Raw genomic sequence first — 15,766 nt, 5'->3', positions numbered from 1 at the left:
CGCCGCGACCGGGCCAGGGGCCGCGTGCCGGTGGCCCGGCGGACCCGGGACCGCCGGGTGTGCGGGGCCCGGCGGCACCGGGGCGCGGCGGCGCCCCCGGTCCGGGAGGCCCGGCCCGGTCGTGGCCGCGGTGCTCGGCCGCGGAGGCCATGACCGGCTGGTGGTAGCCCGAGCCGAGGGCGCCGCCGCGGGGCAGCGCCCGGGTGGCGGCGACCGGGTCGGGCGAGTGCACGACCTGCGGCGCCGGCGCGTTCGTCACCGGCAGGGCGGGCGAGGCCTGTGGGCTGCGGGCCGGGGGTGCGGGCAGCGCCGGGGCGGTCGGCCCGGGCTGTGCCGCCGGCCGCGGCGGCGCGACGGCCACCGCGTCGGTGCCGCGGGCGGCGACCACCGCCGCGCCGAGCGCGACCGCGTGCTTGGGGTGGCTGTCGACCACCGTCCGGCAGCCGAGGGCGTCGCCGACCATGCGCGCCACCAGCGGGATGCGGGACGAGCCGCCGACCAGCAGCACCGCCGTCAGGTCCCCGGCCCCCACTCCCGCCGACTCGAGCGCACGGCGCAGCGCCGCGACCGTCGTCTCGATCGGCGCCCGCACCATCGCCTCGAACTCGGCGCGGGTGACGGTCACCTCCTCCTGCCGGCTCGGCAGCAGCACCGACACGTTGGCCTCGTCGTCGACCGACAGCGTCTCCTTGGCGACGACGCAGTCCTGGCGGACCCGCGCCGCGGCCGAGCGCGCCCGGGCGTCGTGGGGGTCGAGCTCGCTGACCGCCCCGCCGCACGCGTGGTCGACGCGGTCGAGGACGGCCTCGTCGAAGTCGACGCCGCCGAGGTGCTCCATGCCCTCGGGCACCCCGAGGATCTCGACGCCGGCCGCGCGCCCGCGCAGCACCGCGGCGTCGAAGGTGCCGCCGCCGAGGTCGTAGACCCCGAGCAGCTCGCCCTCGGCCAGCCCGCGGGTGATGGCGAAGTGCACGCCGGCGGCCTCGGGCTCGGTGAGCATCGGCGGGTCCTGCAGGCCGGCGAGCGCCGCGACGTCCTCGAACAGCCCGCGGCGGTAGGGGCCCCAGTTGGCGGGGTGGGTCAGCACCACGCGGCTCGGCGGGCCACCCTCCTCGGCCTCCACGCGGGCCAGGACGTCGCGCAGGATCGCCGCGAGCAGCTCGCCGGCCGGCCGGGACGCGCCGCCCAGCACGACCGGCAGCGGGTCGCCGAGCCGGCGCTTGACGCCCCACACGACGTCGCCGGGGCGTGCGGCCGCCTGGCGGGCGGCGGCGTCGCCCACGGCGAGCGAGCCATCGGGGCGGCGCAGGACGACGGACGGTTCGGTGACCGTGCGGTCACCGAGCGACACCATCTCGACGCGCTGGCCGTCCCGGGAGATCGCCGCGGCGACGAAGGTCGTGCCGAGATCGATCCCGAGGCTGTACGTCACGACCCCTCCTCCGGCAATCTGACGGATAGTAACCTTTCGGCCCGTTCGCGAGCGACACGTCCGCGCACGGTCGCCACTCTGGGGGTAGTGATGCACACGCGCAGTCACCTGCGGCGGCGAGGGCGGTGGGGTTGTCCCTACTCCCCGCGCGGGTGCACCCCCTGGCGGGCCCGCCGTCCGCGACAGGAGGCTGTGGGGATGACCCTCGGTGACGAGCTCGAGCGGGGCCGGCGCTGCGCGGATCGGTGGCGGAGCCGCCGGGGTCTCGAGCAGCGGCTGCACGACGGCCCGGCGCTGCGCCTCTCCGCGCTGTCCCTGCGCGTGGGTCTGCTCCGGAGCGGGCAGCGCGACAGCGCGTGGGAGCAGGGCCTCGACGAGGTCGCCGACGAGATCGGCGCCGCGCTGCAGGAGCTCCGCGAGGTCGCGGCCGCCATCTACCCGCCGCTGCTCGACGAGGCCGGGCTGGGCCCGGCGCTGCGCGAGCTGGTCAGCGCCTCCGGCGCGTGCGCCCGCATCGACGCCGTCGCCACCCGGTGCGGCACCGCCGCCGAGGGTGCCGCCTACTTCGCGACGGCGGCGTGCCTCGCGCAGGCGGGCGGGGGCGACATGACCGTCCGCGTCCGCGTCGACGGCGGCGACCTCGTGCTCACCCTCGAGGGCGTCGACCCGGCCCTGCGCGACGTCGTGCTCGACGAGGCCGGCCCGCTCGGCGGCTCCGTCACCGTCGCCGACAGCACCAACCAGACCACCACCATCACCGGGAGGTTCCCGTGCGTGTAGCCGTGGCCGAGGACGGTGCCCTGTTCCGCCAGGGCCTCGTCATGCTCCTCGAGGCCGCGGGGCACGAGGTGGTCGCCTGCGAGGCGGGCGGCGACCCGCTGGTCGCCCAGCTCTCGCGGATCCCCGCCGACGTCGCCCTGCTCGACATCCGCATGCCCCCCGAACCCGACGGCGGGCTGGTCACCGCCGAGAAGCTGCGGGCGGCGCACCCGGACATGGGACTGCTGTTCCTGTCGCACTACGCCGAGTCGCACTACCTCATGCGGATCCTCGAGATCGGCACCGAGGGGATCGGCTACCGGCTCAAGGAGAAGGTCGGCAGCGTCGAGGTCCTCTCCGACACGCTGACCCGCATCGCCGCCGGTGAGATCGTCATCGAGCCGGAGCTCGCCAAGCGGCTCGTCGAGCGCCCGCGCAGCGACAAGCGCGACCTCGTCGCCACCCTCTCCGAGCGCGAGCGCGACGTCCTCAAGCTCATGGCCGAGGGCCGGTCGAACAACGGCATCGCCTCGACGCTCTACGTCAGCGGCAAGGCCGTGGAGAAGCACGTCGCGAACATCTTCGACAAGCTCGGCCTCCAGGCCGACACCTCGGCGAACCACCGCCGCGTCCTCGCCGTCCTGCAGTACCTGCGCTCCCAGCGCGGCGACGGCTGACGGGCGCCGCGACGATGGCCGGCGCGCTGCCGCGGGGCGACCTCCCGGTCCGTCCCGTGCTGCTGGGTGTGCTCGTCGGGGTGGTGCTCCTCGCGGTGGCGCTGGGGTTCTCGCTGCTCACCCGCCCCGCCGTCGCGGGCGTGGTGGGCCCGTTCGTGGCCGCGGCGCTGGCGGTGCTCGCCGCGCGGGTGGCCGGGCCCGGGGTGGACCGCCTCGCCGGGCGGCTGGGACGCCCGGCCCCGACGCCCTACGCGGTGCTCGCCGACACGGCGGCGCGGGTGCGGGAGGGCTCGCTGCCCGACGCGCTGCCCGGCCTGGCCCGGGTGCTGGGCGAGGGCACGGCGGCGCAGCGCGCGGTGGTGTGGCTGGTGGTGGACGACGTGCTCGTCGCCGAGGCCGTCCACCCGCCGGACGCGGGGCGGGGGGAGCGCGTGGCCTCGCTCGGCCTGCTGCTCGCCCGCCCCGGTGTCGACCACGCGGTGCCGGTGCTCGACGGCGACCGCCTGCGCGCGGTGCTGACGATCGGGAAGGCCGGCCGGCCCGTGACGTCCGGCGACCGCCGCCTCGTGCGCGACGTGGCCGGCGGGGCGCAGCTGGTGCTGCAGGGCGTGGCGCGGGGCGCCGAGCTCGCGGCCCGCGTGCGCCGGGTCGACGAGCTGGCCCGGGAGACGGCCGCCTCGCGCCGCCGGCTGGAGGTCGCGCGCGAGGTGGAGCGCCGGCGCCTGGTCGCCGAGCTGCGGGGGGCGACCAGCGACCGGCTGGCCGGGTTCCGGCAGTCGATCGCCGACGCCACCGAGTCGCTCGAGGAGGCCCGCGACGACCCGGACGACGACGAGGCCCCCGAGATGGCGCGCCACCACGTCGGCGAGGCCCGGGAGCGCCTCGGCGAGCTGATCGACCGCTTCCGCGTCATCGCCCGCGGCGTGCACCCGGCCGTGCTGCGCGAGCAGGGGCCGCGGGCCGCTCTGGAGGAGGTCGCGGCGGACCTGCCGCGGGCGGTGCACCTGTCCGGGCGCCTCGCCGGGCGGCTGCCGTGGGAGATCGAGTCCGGGCTCTACTACGTGGCGTCCTCGGCGGTGTCGCTGCTCGCCGCCCGGCCGGGCGGGGCGCCGCTCGAGGTCGTGCTGGAGAGCCGGGGCGACACGGTCGGCGTGCGGATCACCGACCCGGACCCCGACGACGGGCCCGACGCGGTGCGCGCGGCGCTCGCCGACGACCTCGACCGCCTCGCGGCGCTGGGCGGCGCGCTGGACGTCGTCGGCGCGGGCGGCGGGATCGAGTTGCGGGCGTCGCTGCCGGACCGGCTGCGGCCGGTGGTGCTGGACGCGGGAGACGGAGCGGAGCGGAGCTCGACCCGAGTTGCGGGGGGTGCGGCGTGACGGCCACCCCCCATCGCGGGTGGGTCGGCGCCTGGTGGGTCGCCCTGGTGGCGACGACGGTGCTCGCGGTCGTCTGGCTCGCGCTCGGCGCGGTGGTGGCGCTGGCCGCCCACGTCCCGGCACTGGGCGCCGCGGTGGCCGACGCCGCGGCCGGCGGCAACGTGTGGGCCGGGGGTGTCCTCGACGCCTTCGCGATGGGCGAGCCCGGCGCCCAGGCCGTCCTGGACTACCTGGCGAGCCTGGCCAACCTCGTCGTCGCCGCCGTCCTGTGGCGCCACGGCGGGCGCACGTGGACGGTGCGCCTGCTGGTGCTCGCGATGATCGGCTCCGCGGGCGCGTTCAACCTGCAGGCCCACGCCGCGACGATGGTCGTGCGTGCCGCGACGGGCCTCGGGATCGGCGAGCTGCACCAGATCCTGCTGCACGGGGTGGCGAGCGCGGCCTACGTCGGCGCGCTGCTGCTGTTCCCGGCCGGCGTGGCGGCCGCGACCGGCGGCCGGCGGCTGCTGGCCGTGCTGACCGGCGTGGCGCTCTTCGCAGCCGGGATGGGCACCGCGCTGCTGCCGCACACCGTGAGCTGCGTGGTGTTCTTCGGGTTCGGCGTCCCGCTGGTCGGGGCGCTGGGCGTGTCGCGCCACCTGCGCGCGGGCGCCACCCGCGAGCGCCGCGACCAGGCGCGGCTGCTGGCCACCGTGCTCACCGGCGTGCTCGCCACCGCCGTCGTGCTCGCCCTGCTGACCGTCGTCATGGCCGCGCTCGGCCGCCCGGGCCTGACGCTCGACGACCCCACCGCCCGCGGCGCCGGGGGCGAGCCCACCGCGCTGCTGTTCTGGTTCGCGCGCGTCTCGGCCGCCGCCATCGCCCTGGCCGTCCTCGCGGCCTACCGGCCGCGGCTGCGGGCCTCCACCGACCGGCTGCACCGCACGCTGACCGTCGTGGTGGTCGTCGTCGCCGTCGGCGGGGCCGTCGCGCTGGTGGGGGCGCTGGCCGGCGGGGGACCGGTCGGGTGGGTGGTCGCCGCGGCGATCGGCGCCGGCGTGTACCTCGCGGTGTCCACCCGGGCCGACCGGCTCGTCGAGCGCCTGCTCTACGGCCGCCGCCCGACCCCGTACCGCGTGCTGCTCGAGGTCGCCGAGCTCTCCCGCGGCGCCGGCCCGGACCTCGACCGGCTGCCCGAGGCGATCGGCCGCCACCTCGGCGCGCGGGACGTGGCGCTCACCGTGCACCGGCCCGGCCTGCGCTCGCGGGTCCACCGGTGGCGCCGCGACGACGCCGCGGGCGAACCCGCCGAGACGGTCGCGTTCCCCGTGCGCCACCACGGCGAGGAGGTCGGCGTGCTGGCCGTCGACGCCGAGGCGGTGGCCGGCGGCGGGGACCGCCCGCGGCTGCTCGCCGACGTCGCCGACAGCCTCGGCGCCGTGCTGCAGGCCCACCGCCAGGAGATCGAGCTCGAGCGCCAGCTGCGGGCGGCGGTGGCGCACGGCGAGGAGATCGCCACCGCGCGCCGGGCGGCCGTCGCCGAGATGGACGGCGAGCGCCGCGCCATCGAGCGCAACCTCCACGACGGCGCCCAGCACCACCTCGTGTCGCTGCGCCTCTCGCTCGGGCTCGCCGAGCACGTGATCACCACCGGAGACCACGCCGCCGGCGCCGAGCGCCTCGCCACGGTGCTCGAGCAGGTCGACACCGCCGAGGCCGTCCTCGCCGAGACCGCCGCGGGCGTCTCGGCCGCCCACCTCGCCGAGCAGGGGCTCGTCGACACGCTGCGCCGCGAGCTGACCGGCGGGGACTCGACGGTGACCCTCGACGTCACCGGCGTCCCGCCCGGGCGGCGCTGGCCCGCCGACGTCGAGTCCGCCGTCTACTTCTGCTGCCTCGAGGCGGTCAACAACGCCCGCAAGCACGCCCCGGGCGCCGCCGTCGTCGTCACCCTCGCCGAGGCGGGCGGGGCGCTGCGGTTCGCGGTGCGCGACGACGGCCCCGGCTTCACCCCGCGCCCGGCCGCGGCCGGCGGCGCGCGCGGCGTGCGCAACGTCGCCATCCGCGTCGCCGCGGTCGGCGGCACCGTCGAGCTGGACTCGGCCCCGGGCCGGGGCACGACGGTGTCCGGCGCGGTCCCGCTGGCCGACGTCGGGCCCGCCACCCCCGACGACCCGCCCACCGGTCCGGTCGCCGGTCCGGTCGCCGTGCCGGTCGCCGTGCCCGTCGCGGGAGCGAGGGACGCCTCCGCTGCCCCCGACGCAGCGGAGGAGTCCCTCGCCCCGCCCCCCGAGGTACCCGCGGCGAGCTCCGCCTACCTGGCCGCCGTGCGGGAGCTGATCGCCGGGCTGGCACCGCCGGCGCCGGTCGCCCCGCGGGTCGGCGCGGTCGCCGCCGGGCTCGACGCCCCCGGTCCCGACGGTCCCGCCCGCCGCGCCGAGCGCGCCCTCGACGCCCTCGACGCCCTGGCCCGTGAGGGGGTCGGCGGGCGCGCGTGGGCGTCGGCGGTGTCCTACGCCGTCGAGCGCACCCGGCTGGCGGGGGCCCGCGAGCTGGCCGAGACCGACCTCGCCGACCGCCTGCACCGCCGCGTCGTCGTGCTCCCGGCCGGCGAGCACGAGGCCGCGCAGCGCCTCGTCGCCCCTGGCTCCCCGACGCCGGTCCGGCTCGGTCTCGCGCCGGACGCGGGTCCCGAGGACGTCCGCCGCGCCGCGGGCGAGCAGCTCGCGACCTGGCGCTCGCGCGCCGCGCACCCCGCCTCCTCGCGGGGGGTGCGCGACGCGGCGACCGTGCTGGCCGGCGCCTGCGAGGCCGTCCTGGTGGAGACGACCGTCGAGACCGTCTGATCTCAGCCCGTGTTGCGCATCCCGGCCGAGATCCCGTTGACCGTCAGCAGCAGGGCGCGCTGCAGGTCCGGGTCGGGCTCGTCGACGCGGCGGCGCTCCTTGAGCGTGTGCACCTGCAGGTGGTGCAGCGGCTCGAGGTAGCCCTCGCGGATGTCGAGGGTGCGGCGCAGCAGCGGGTTGCCGCCGAGCAGCTGCTCGCCGGGGGAGAGCTTGAGGACCTCGCGCTCGGTCAGCCGGTGCTCCTTCTTGATGATCTCGAAGACCTCCTGCAGCTCGGGGTCCACGAGCTCGGAGACGTAGAACCCGGCGATGCGCATGTCGGTCTTGGCCAGCGTCATCTCGACGTTGGAGATCAGGTTCGCGAAGAACGCCCAGTCCCGCATCTCGTCGATGACCTCGGTGTAGCCCGCGTCGTGCGCGGCCTTCAGGCCCGTGCCCAGCCCGAACCAGCCGGGCACGATCATCCGCGTCTGGGTCCAGCCGAACACCCACGGGATGGCGCGCAGGTCGTCGAGCGACGCCTGCCCGCCCTGCCCGGGACGCTTGCCCGGCCGCGACCCGACGTTGAGCATCGAGAGCTCGTCGACCGGCGTGGCCTGGGTGAAGAACGTCGGCAGGCCCTCGTGCGAGACGAGCCTCGTGTAGGCCTCCTGGGCGGCGTCGGAGATGACGTCCATCGCCTCGTCCCACCGCTTGAGCGTCGCCGCCTCCACGCGCGAGGTCTGGTGCAGCAGCGTCGCGTCGAGCACCGCCGAGAGCATGATCTCGAGGTTGTCCTTGGCGAGCATCGGCAGCGAGTACTTGTCGGAGATGACCTCGCCCTGCTCGGTGACCTTCATGACGGCGTCGACCACGCCGTGCGGCTGCGCGGCGATCGCCTCGCCGGCGGGGCCGCCGCCGCGGCCGACCGACCCGCCCCGGCCGTGGAAGAGCTTGAGGCGGACGCCGTGCTTGGCGGCCACGTCGCGCAGCTGGCGCTGGGCGGTGTGGATCGACCACTGCGACGTGGTCAGTCCGGCGCCCTTGTTGGAGTCCGAGTAGCCCAGCATCATCTCCTGGACGTCGCCGCGGGCGGCCACCAGCGCCCGGTACGACGGGTCGGAGAGCATGCCGTCGAGCAGGTCGCCGGAGATCTTCAGCTCGGTCGCGGTCTCGAACAGCGGCACGATGTCCAGCGTCGACATCGCCCCGTCGGCGGTCACCTCCACGAGGCCCGCCTCCCGGGCCAGCACCGCCACGGCGAGGATGTCGTCGACGTTCTGCGCCATCGAGATGACGTAGGTGTGCAGGGCCTCCTCGCCGTAGGTCTCCTGCACGGTGCGGATGCAGTCGAAGACCTCGAGGGTCTCGCGGAAGCTGTCGTCGCCGATCTGCTGCCAGTTGCGGCGGGGGGTCAGGGCGCGGCGGCCCGCGAGCTCCCGCGAGAGCACCTCGGTGCGCCCGGCGTGGTCGAGCTCGCCGTAGGGCGTGGAGAGCTCGCCGAGCCGGTCGAACAGCGCGGTCAGCGCCGTGTGGTGGAAGTTCGTGTGCTCGCGGACGTCGACGCTCGCCAGGTGCAGCCCGACCGCGTTGGCCGAGCGCATGACGTCGCGCAGCCCGCCGTCGGCGATCCGCTCGCCCTGGTGGGCGCGCAGCGACGCGTCCATCACCTCGAGGTCGCGCAGGTACTCGTCGGCGCCGAGGTAGTCGCGCCCGGGCTGGTGCGGCGTGCCGTCGGCGTAGCGGCGGCGGGTGTTCTCCAGCCGTGCGTGGACGTACGAGCACTTCAGCCGGTAGGGCTCCTCGGCGTTGAGCCGCACGAACCGGTCGTAGACCTCCGGCAGCGCGCGGCGGTCGCGGGCGAGGCTGCGGCGCAGGTCCTCGCTGACGCCGACCAGGCGCGTCGAGACCGACAGCTCCTGGACGAGCTCCTCGAGCAGCTCGACCTGGATGCGGACACCGCGCTCGCCGTAGATCCGCATCGTCTCGAGCGTGAGGTCGGCGGTGACGTTGGGGTTGCCGTCGCGGTCGCCGCCGACCCAGCAGCCCAGCACCAGCGGGCGGGAGCCGTCGGGCAGGTGGAGCCCGACGCGGTCGAGCTCCTCGTCGAGCTCGGAGAGCACCTCGGGCAGCGTGCGCCGCCCGAGCTGCTCGAGGTAGTAGGCCACCGACCGCGCCTCGTCGAGCACCGTCGGGCGCTCGGGGCGGATCTCGTCGGTCTGCCAGATGAGGTCGACCAGGCGGTGCAGGCGCTTCTCGGCGATCTCCTCGGGCAGATCCTCGGCCAGCACCGCGGCGATCGCGCGGAGCTTGCCCAGCACCGACTGGCGCTGGGCCTCGGTCGGGTGCGCGGTGAACACCGGCTTGAGCTCGAGGCGCGACAGCGCGGTCGAGAGCTCGTCGGGGTCGGCGTCGCTGACGAGCCGGTCGACGAGCGTGTGGATCGGGCCGCGGCCCTCGAGGTGCTCGGTCTCGCGCTCCTCGCTGCGGTGCAGCTGCTCGGCGAGGTTCGCGAGGTGGAAGTACGTCGCGAAGGCCCGGCCGAGCACCGCGGCGGTGCCCGGGTCGAGCTCGCCGAGCATGTCGCGGATCTCGGTGTCCCCGCGCTCCGGGACCTCCCGGACCAGCCGGCGGACCTTCTCGACGAGATCGAGCATGTCGTCGCCGTGCTGCGCGGCGACCGTGCGCCCCAGCAGCGTCGAGAGCCGGCGGATGTCGGCCCGCAGGGCCGAGTGCTCGGACTCCGACGCGACGCTGCCCTCGGTGGAGACCCGATCGGCCCGTGCGGGCCTGCTGTCCTCGCTCATGCGCGCCCTCCTGTCGTGCGGAGACGAAGCGGTGCTGGGTCCGCGACGGTGGGGACGCCGATGGATTGTGCCCCCCGACGGGGGAGACGACACCTCGCGTTCAGATGCTCCCGGCCACCGCGGGGAGCAGGCCGAGCGCGGTCAGCAGGCCGTGGTGGTCCCAGAGGGTGCGGACCTCGGTGATCCGCTCGCGGCGGACGGCCACCACGCAGACCGTCAGGAGCTCGACGGGCCGCCCGGTCGGGGCGACGCCGGGCAGCAGCCACGGCACCTCGCGGTCGTGGGTGAAGGACACGACCTCCTCGTCCACGACGCGCCACCGGTCGCCCGTGCGCGACACCCGCCGCGTGGCGAGGTCGGCCGGGAGGTGCGGGATCACGTCCTCCGCGAGGTGGCGGCGCAGGGCGTCCGCGCCCCGGGCCCCCGTCCCGAGCGGCGCGTTCAGCACCGCGACGTCGGCGGCGACCACGGCCAGCGCGGCGTCGAGGTCCCCCGCGCGGACGGCGGTCGCGAACGCGTCACGGGTGCGCTCGACCGCCACCATGAGGTCCTGGACGGCCTTGGTCACCTCCCGATGCTCGCACCCGGGACGCCTCGCCCGCGAGCGATCGCTCCACCCCACCTCCACCCGCGGGGCGATGTCGGGACGCCGCCCCTCGACGAGCGTGGACGCGTCCGGGCCACGGGGGCCCGGCCGACGACGGGAGGCCCGCGATGGGCACGGTGACCGGGGGCGAGGTCGTCCTCGTCCTGGCGGGGGCATGGGTGGCCGGCGAGGTGGCGCTGCAGGTGCGGCAGTGGCGCCGCGGCCGCGGGGGCGGCCGGGCCGAGTGGGGCAGCCTGGTCGTGCTGGTCGCGGCCGGGGTGTTCTCCGGCGTCGCGTCGGCGCCGCTCCGGGACGTCCTCGTGGTGCCGCGGGAGGTGGCGCTCGGGGTCGGGCTCGCGATCGCGGTCGCGGGCGTCGCGCTCCGGTTCTGGTCGATCCTCGTGCTCGGGCGGTTCTTCCGCGGCGTCGTCACCGTCCAGGCCGACCACGAGGTCGTGCGGGCCGGCCCGTACCGCTACCTGCGGCACCCGTCGTACCTCGGAGCGCTCGGGGGTGTCCTGGGCTTCGGGCTGACCGGCGGCAGCGTGGCCGCGGCCGTGGTCGGGACCGCGGTCGTCGGGCTCGGCGTCGCCTACCGGATCGCGGTGGAGGAGCGGGCCCTGCGCGCCGGGCTGGGCGAGGCGTACGAGCGGTACGCGGCGACCACGGGCCGGCTGCTGCCCCGGTGGCGCGCCCGCGACGTCACCGGGGCCGGACGCGGTAGCGCAGGTGCGTGACGCGCCGGTGCCCGTCCTCGCCGGGCGGGGTCTCGAGACGCCGCACGAGCTCCAGCTCGACGTGGCGGGGCGGGAGGTGGTCGAACAGCCTCCGGCCCGGCCCGAGCAGCACCGGGACGACGTGCAGCTCCATCTCGTCGAGCTCGCCCGCGCGCAGCAGCGCCCGGGCCGTGGCGGCGCCGTGGACCATGACGTCGCCGTCCCCGGCGGCGGCCCGGGCCCGCGCGGCCGCGTCGGCGACGTCGGTGGCGTAGACGACGCTGCCCGGCGGCGGGTCGTCCGGGACGTCGTGGGTCAGCACCACGATCGGGACGCCGTCGTGGTGGTCACCGCCCCAACGGCCGGCGAGCTCGTAGGTCCGCCGGCCCGCGAGGACCGCGCGGGTGGCCATCGCCTCCGCGTACACCTCCCCGCTCGGGCCGGGGTCGTTCCGCCGGTCGAGCCAGTCGAACAGCCGGAAGCCGCCGCGGCCCAGGGGGTTCTCGCGGTCGTCGGCGGGACCGGCGACGCAGCCGTCGAGCGAGATCGTCATGTCGAGCCGGATCGCCATCACCGCTCACCGCCCCGGACGCGGTAGCGCAGGAGGACCGAGGCGGGGCCGTCCGCGCTGTCGGTCAGCTCGAGCTCCACGTGGTCACCGGGCAGGTCGTCGAACAGCCGGCGCCCCTGCCCGAGCAGGACGGGCACGATCACCAGGGCCATCTCGTCGAGCACCCCGGCGCGCAGGCAGGCCTGCGCCGCCGACGCGCCGTGCAGCAGGACGTCGCGGTCGCCCGCGGCGTCCCGGGCCGCCGCCGCGGCCTCGCGCACGTCGGTCACGTGGCGGACGTTGCCGGACGCGGGCCGCGGCGTGCGGGTCAGCACGACGATCGGGACGCCGTCGTGGTGGTCGCCGCCCCAGCCGCCGGCGTGGTCGAACGTCCGCCGGCCGGTGAGCACGGCGCCGGTCGTCAGGAGGTCGGCCATGACCGCGGCCGAGACCTCGTCGTCGCTGCGGGCGGTGCTCGGGTGATCGGGGCCCTCGAAGCCCAGGGAGTCGTGGAGCCGTTCCCCGCCGACGCCGAGCCCCCGCTCCGGCCCGTCGTCGGGCCCGGCGACGAACCCGTCGAGGGACATCCACATGCACAGCACGATCCTGCTCATCGGTCTCTCCTCTCCCCTTCCACCTCGGTCAGCGCCGACGCAGCACGGACACGACCGCACCGGTCGGGATGGTCTGGACGGCCTCGAGGGCCCAGGTCGAGCGCGGCAGCGGGCCGTCGAGGAACGGCAGGCCCTCGCCGAGCACGGCGGGCACGCGGGTGATCCGCAGCTCGTCGAGCAGGTCCGCGGCGAGCAGGGCCCGGATGACGCTGACGCTGGAGAGCACGGCGGCCGTGCCGCCCTCCCCGTCGCGGAGCTCCCGCACCGTCGCCCCGAGGTCGCGCACCACGCGCGCGTTCGTCCACGTCGCCTCGTCCAGCGTCCGGGACACGACCACCTTCTCCACCGCGTCGAACCAGCGGGAGAACGCGCGGCTGCGCTCGTCGGCAGCCGGGTCGTCGGCGACCGCGGGCCAGAACCCGTGGAAGCCCTCGTAGTTGGTGCGCCCGAGGATCGCCGTGTCGACGCCGCGGTACCAGCCCGCGAAGCCCGCCGCGCACTGCTCGTGCAGGGCGGTCTCGATCAGCCAGGACATGTCGCCGTCCGGGCCGGCGGCGAAGCCGTCGAGCGAGAGGGTGATGTTGGCGCTGACGGTGCGGCTCACGGCGTCTCCTCGGGTCCGTCCGGGCCGCGCGGCCCGGTCACCCCGACGTCGATCGACGTGGCGGGTCTTGCTCGGGCGGCCCGTCGTGCGGACGGGAGAGCAGGAGGGCGCGGCTCCTCGTGCCCGATCGTCCGTGCGACCCTCACGACAGGTGGTGGATCCCGGGGCGTCCGCGGGCAACCAGCAACGCGTGAGCACCCCCACCGACACCAGCGGCTCCTTCCGGCGCCGCGGTCCCCGCTTCACCGACCGGATCGTCGCCGAGCCCGCCGGCGACGGGCAGTGGCCCGCCGAGCCGGGCCGCTACCGCCTCGTGGTCTCGCTCGCCTGCCCGTGGGCGCACCGCTCGCTGATCGTGCGCCGGCTGATGGGGCTGGAGGACGCGATCTCGCTGGCGATCGTCTCGCCGATCCAGGACGAGCGGAGCTGGAACTTCTCCCTCGACGAGGACGGCCGCGACCCGGTGCTGGGCCACCGGTACCTCGAGGAGGCCTACCTCGCGCGCGACCCGGAGGAGGGCACCGAGAACGGCGTGAGCGTGCCGGCGATCGTCGAGGAGTCGACGGGACTGCTCGTCACCAACGACTACCCGTGGATCACGATCGACCTCGGGGCCGAGTGGGCGAAGTACCAGCGGGCGGGTGCCCCGGTGCTCTACCCCGAGGGGCTGCGCGAGGAGATCGACGCGGTCAACGAGGGCGTCTTCCACGACGTCAACAACGGCGTCTACAAGGCGGGGTTCGCCACGAAGCAGGCGCGCTACGAGGAGGCCTACACCGCGCTGTTCGCCCGCCTCGACGAGCTCGACGAGCGGCTGGCGGCCCGGCGCTACCTCGTGGGCGACCACATCACCGAGGCCGACATCCGGCTGTTCACCACGCTCGTGCGCTTCGACGCCGTCTACCACGGCCACTTCAAGTGCAACCGGCAGAAGCTCGCGGAGTTCGAGCACCTCTGGCCCTACGCCCGCGACCTCTACCAGACCCCCGGGTTCGGGGACACCGTGGACTTCGACCACATCAAGCGGCACTACTACCAGGTGCACGAGAGCATCAACCCGACGCGGATCGTGCCGCTCGGGCCGGAGCCGTCGGCGTGGCTGGAGCCCCACCACCGCGAGGAGCTCGGCGGCTCCCCGTTCGGCCCGGAGGGCACCCCGCCGGAGCCGCTGGACGGCCCGCTGCGCCCGCTGCCGCCGCTGGACATGTGAGGCCGCGTCGTCCCCGCTGGCGTCCCGACGCCGTCGGGGTCCTGCTCGCGACGGCGGCGGCGACGCTCGCCCTGACGCCCGGGCTGCTGCCGCGCGACGGGGTCACCCAGGGCGTCGTGTCCGGGGTGGCGGCGGCCGTCGGCTACGGGCTCGGCGCCGGGCTGTCGGCCCTGCTGTCCGCCGCCGCGTGGCGTCCGGGGCGCCGCCTGTCGGCGGCCGTCCCCGTCGCCGCGGCGGTGGCCTTCGTCCCGGCCGTGGCCGTCGCGGCCGGGTGGCAGCGGGAGGCCGCCGCCCTGACCGGCACGGCGCCGCCGTCGACGGCGTCGTTCCTGCTGGCGGTGCCGGTGACGGCCGTGGTCGCGGCGGTCCCGGTCCTCGCGGGCCGCGGCCTGCGGGGGCTCGCCCGCGGGCTGCGGCGGCGGGGTGTGCCGGCGCCGGGGCTCGCCGTCGCTCTGGTGGTGGTGCTGCTGGTCGGGGCGGCCGGGTGGGCCGCGGTCGGGGCGGCGGAGCGCGCGTCCCGGGCGCGCGACGACGAGCCCGGGCCGGTGGACGGGCCGCCGGCTGCGGCCACGCGCTCCGGGTCGGCGGCGTCGCTGGTCCCGTGGACGACGCTCGGCCGCGACGGGCGCCGCTTCGTCGCGGGCGGTCGCCCACCGGGGCAGCTCGCGGCCGCGAGCGGGCGGCCGGCGCGCGACCCGGTCCGGGTGTACGTGGGGCTCGCGAGCGCGCCGGACCCGCGGGCCCGCGCGGCGCTCGCGGTCGCCGAGCTCGACCGCGCCGGTGGGTTCGACCGCGGCGTGCTGGCCCTCGCCACGCCGACCGGCACAGGGGCCGTCGACCCGCAGGTCCCGGACACCCTGGAGCTGGTCCGCGGCGGCGACGCCGCGACGGTCGCCGTGCAGTACGCGACGCTGCCCAGCGACCTCGACTACGCCCTCGGCGGCACCGGCGGCGTCGAGTCCACGCGGGCGCTGCTCGACGCGGTGCGCGAGCGGCTGGCCACCCGCCCGCCCGAGCGCCGGCCCCGGCTGCTGGTCTACGGGCAGAGCCTGGGCGCGCTCGGGTCGCAGGCCGCGTTCGCCTCCCTCGACGACGTCACCGCCCAGGTCGACGGGGCGCTGTGGGCGGGGCCGCCGCACGCGAGCCCGCTGTGGGCCGGGCTCGTCGCCCGGCGCGACCCGGGGTCGCCGGAGGTCCTGCCGGTGGTCGACGGCGGCCGCACGGTCCGCTTCGCCGGGCGACCCGGGGACCTCGACGGGACCCGCGCCCGGGTGGTCTACCTCCAGCACCCCTCCGACCCCGTGGTGTGGGCCTCGCCCGACCTGTTCTGGCGCCGGCCCTCGTGGCTCGCCGAGCCGCGCGGCGCCGACGTCCCGCCGAGCGTGCGCTGGTGGCCGCTCGTGACCGGCTGGCAGACCGTGGTCGACCTGGCCCGGGCGCAGTCGGTGCCGCCCGACCACGGCCACCGCTACGACGCGCTGCTCGTCGACGGCTGGGCCGCCGTCGCCGCGCCACCGGGCTGGACCGCGGCCGACACCGCCCGGGCGCGCGAGGCCTTCGGCAGGTGAGCGATCCGGGTCGTCATGACGACCCGGACCACTCACATGGCCGGAGGCCATCGTGGGGAG

The 15,766-nt window shown here is 76.8% G+C and carries 13 protein-coding genes; 7 read left to right on the top strand and 6 right to left on the bottom strand.

Annotated features, from left to right (window positions below):
- A partial coding sequence (locus tag ABD994_RS05055) for an Hsp70 family protein (RefSeq protein ID WP_345411345.1) occupies positions 1-1,432 on the bottom strand: 1,432 nt, incomplete at its 3' end.
- Between the two features lie 198 nt (positions 1,433-1,630).
- Here ABD994_RS05055 and ABD994_RS05050 point away from each other — a divergent pair.
- From ABD994_RS05050 to ABD994_RS05035, 4 genes are read left to right on the top strand one after another with little or no spacing between them, the layout of a single operon-like run.
- On the top strand, positions 1,631-2,212 hold the full coding sequence (locus tag ABD994_RS05050) for a histidine kinase (protein WP_345411344.1): 582 nt from the start codon (positions 1,631-1,633) through the stop codon (positions 2,210-2,212).
- Positions 2,203-2,868: a response regulator transcription factor gene (locus tag ABD994_RS05045; protein ID WP_345411343.1), complete on the top strand. Its 666-nt coding sequence runs from the start codon at positions 2,203-2,205 to the stop codon at positions 2,866-2,868. The genes ABD994_RS05050 and ABD994_RS05045 overlap by 10 nt, the downstream gene beginning before the upstream one ends.
- Positions 2,869-2,882: 14 nt before the next feature.
- Positions 2,883-4,247 (top strand): sensor histidine kinase, encoded by a 1,365-nt coding sequence (locus tag ABD994_RS05040; protein WP_345411342.1) that lies wholly within the window; start codon positions 2,883-2,885, stop codon positions 4,245-4,247.
- Complete coding sequence (locus ABD994_RS05035; RefSeq protein ID WP_345411341.1) at positions 4,244-7,072, top strand: sensor histidine kinase; 2,829 nt, start codon at positions 4,244-4,246, stop codon at positions 7,070-7,072. Before ABD994_RS05040 ends, ABD994_RS05035 begins: the two co-directional genes overlap by 4 nt.
- 2 nt (positions 7,073-7,074) lie before the next feature.
- Here ABD994_RS05035 and ppc read toward each other — a convergent pair whose 3' ends face one another.
- Positions 7,075-9,858 (bottom strand): phosphoenolpyruvate carboxylase, encoded by a 2,784-nt coding sequence (gene ppc / locus ABD994_RS05030; RefSeq protein WP_345411340.1) that lies wholly within the window; start codon positions 9,856-9,858, stop codon positions 7,075-7,077.
- A gap of 100 nt (positions 9,859-9,958) precedes the next feature.
- Positions 9,959-10,426 (bottom strand): ester cyclase, encoded by a 468-nt coding sequence (locus ABD994_RS05025; RefSeq protein WP_345411339.1) that lies wholly within the window; start codon positions 10,424-10,426, stop codon positions 9,959-9,961.
- Positions 10,427-10,572: 146 nt separating this feature from the next.
- On the opposite strand from ABD994_RS05025, the gene ABD994_RS05020 reads away from it, so the two are divergent.
- Positions 10,573-11,181 (top strand): methyltransferase family protein, encoded by a 609-nt coding sequence (locus ABD994_RS05020; protein ID WP_345411336.1) that lies wholly within the window; start codon positions 10,573-10,575, stop codon positions 11,179-11,181.
- Here ABD994_RS05020 and ABD994_RS05015 read toward each other — a convergent pair.
- The 3 genes from ABD994_RS05015 to ABD994_RS05005 are packed head-to-tail and all read right to left on the bottom strand — an operon-like array spanning position 11,147 to position 12,928.
- Complete coding sequence (locus ABD994_RS05015; protein WP_345411334.1) at positions 11,147-11,731, bottom strand: dihydrofolate reductase family protein; 585 nt, start codon at positions 11,729-11,731, stop codon at positions 11,147-11,149. The two genes, ABD994_RS05020 and ABD994_RS05015, sit on opposite strands and share 35 nt — an antisense overlap.
- Positions 11,731-12,324 carry a dihydrofolate reductase family protein gene (locus ABD994_RS05010; protein ID WP_345411332.1) on the bottom strand — a complete coding sequence of 198 codons (594 nt, stop codon included), beginning with the start codon at positions 12,322-12,324 and terminating at the stop codon, positions 11,731-11,733. Before ABD994_RS05010 ends, ABD994_RS05015 begins: the two co-directional genes overlap by 1 nt.
- A gap of 28 nt (positions 12,325-12,352) precedes the next feature.
- The gene (locus tag ABD994_RS05005; RefSeq protein WP_345411329.1) at positions 12,353-12,928 is read right to left on the bottom strand and encodes a dihydrofolate reductase family protein; all 576 of its coding nucleotides are present in this window, start codon (positions 12,926-12,928) and stop codon (positions 12,353-12,355) included.
- 190 nt (positions 12,929-13,118) lie between these two features.
- On the opposite strand from ABD994_RS05005, the gene ABD994_RS05000 reads away from it, so the two are divergent.
- Positions 13,119-14,138, top strand: coding sequence for a glutathione S-transferase family protein (locus ABD994_RS05000; protein WP_345411328.1), 1,020 nt, complete (start codon positions 13,119-13,121; stop codon positions 14,136-14,138).
- Positions 14,135-15,706, top strand: a complete 1,572-nt coding sequence (locus tag ABD994_RS04995; RefSeq protein ID WP_345411326.1) for an alpha/beta-hydrolase family protein — start codon at positions 14,135-14,137, stop codon at positions 15,704-15,706. Before ABD994_RS05000 ends, ABD994_RS04995 begins: the two co-directional genes overlap by 4 nt.
- Positions 15,707-15,766: the final 60 nt, after the last annotated feature.

Source organism: Actinomycetospora chlora (genome assembly GCF_039542135.1).
Taxonomy (GTDB): domain Bacteria; phylum Actinomycetota; class Actinomycetes; order Mycobacteriales; family Pseudonocardiaceae; genus Actinomycetospora; species Actinomycetospora chlora.
Note: the sequence above shows the minus strand (reverse complement) of the source record. Positions and strands in the feature narration are given on the sequence as shown.

What these genes read in the sequence shown, in the direction of transcription:
- ABD994_RS05010 (WP_345411332.1), bottom strand. Translation starts at nt 12,324, where the DNA reads ATGAGCAGGATCGTGCTGTGCATGTGGATGTCCCTCGACGGGTTCGTC.
- ABD994_RS05020 (WP_345411336.1), top strand. Translation starts at nt 10,573, where the DNA reads ATGGGCACGGTGACCGGGGGCGAGGTCGTCCTCGTCCTGGCGGGGGCA.
- ABD994_RS05040 (WP_345411342.1), top strand. Translation starts at nt 2,883, where the DNA reads ATGGCCGGCGCGCTGCCGCGGGGCGACCTCCCGGTCCGTCCCGTGCTG.
- ABD994_RS05015 (WP_345411334.1), bottom strand. Translation starts at nt 11,731, where the DNA reads ATGGCGATCCGGCTCGACATGACGATCTCGCTCGACGGCTGCGTCGCC.
- ppc (WP_345411340.1), bottom strand. Translation starts at nt 9,858, where the DNA reads ATGAGCGAGGACAGCAGGCCCGCACGGGCCGATCGGGTCTCCACCGAG.
- ABD994_RS05050 (WP_345411344.1), top strand. Translation starts at nt 1,631, where the DNA reads ATGACCCTCGGTGACGAGCTCGAGCGGGGCCGGCGCTGCGCGGATCGG.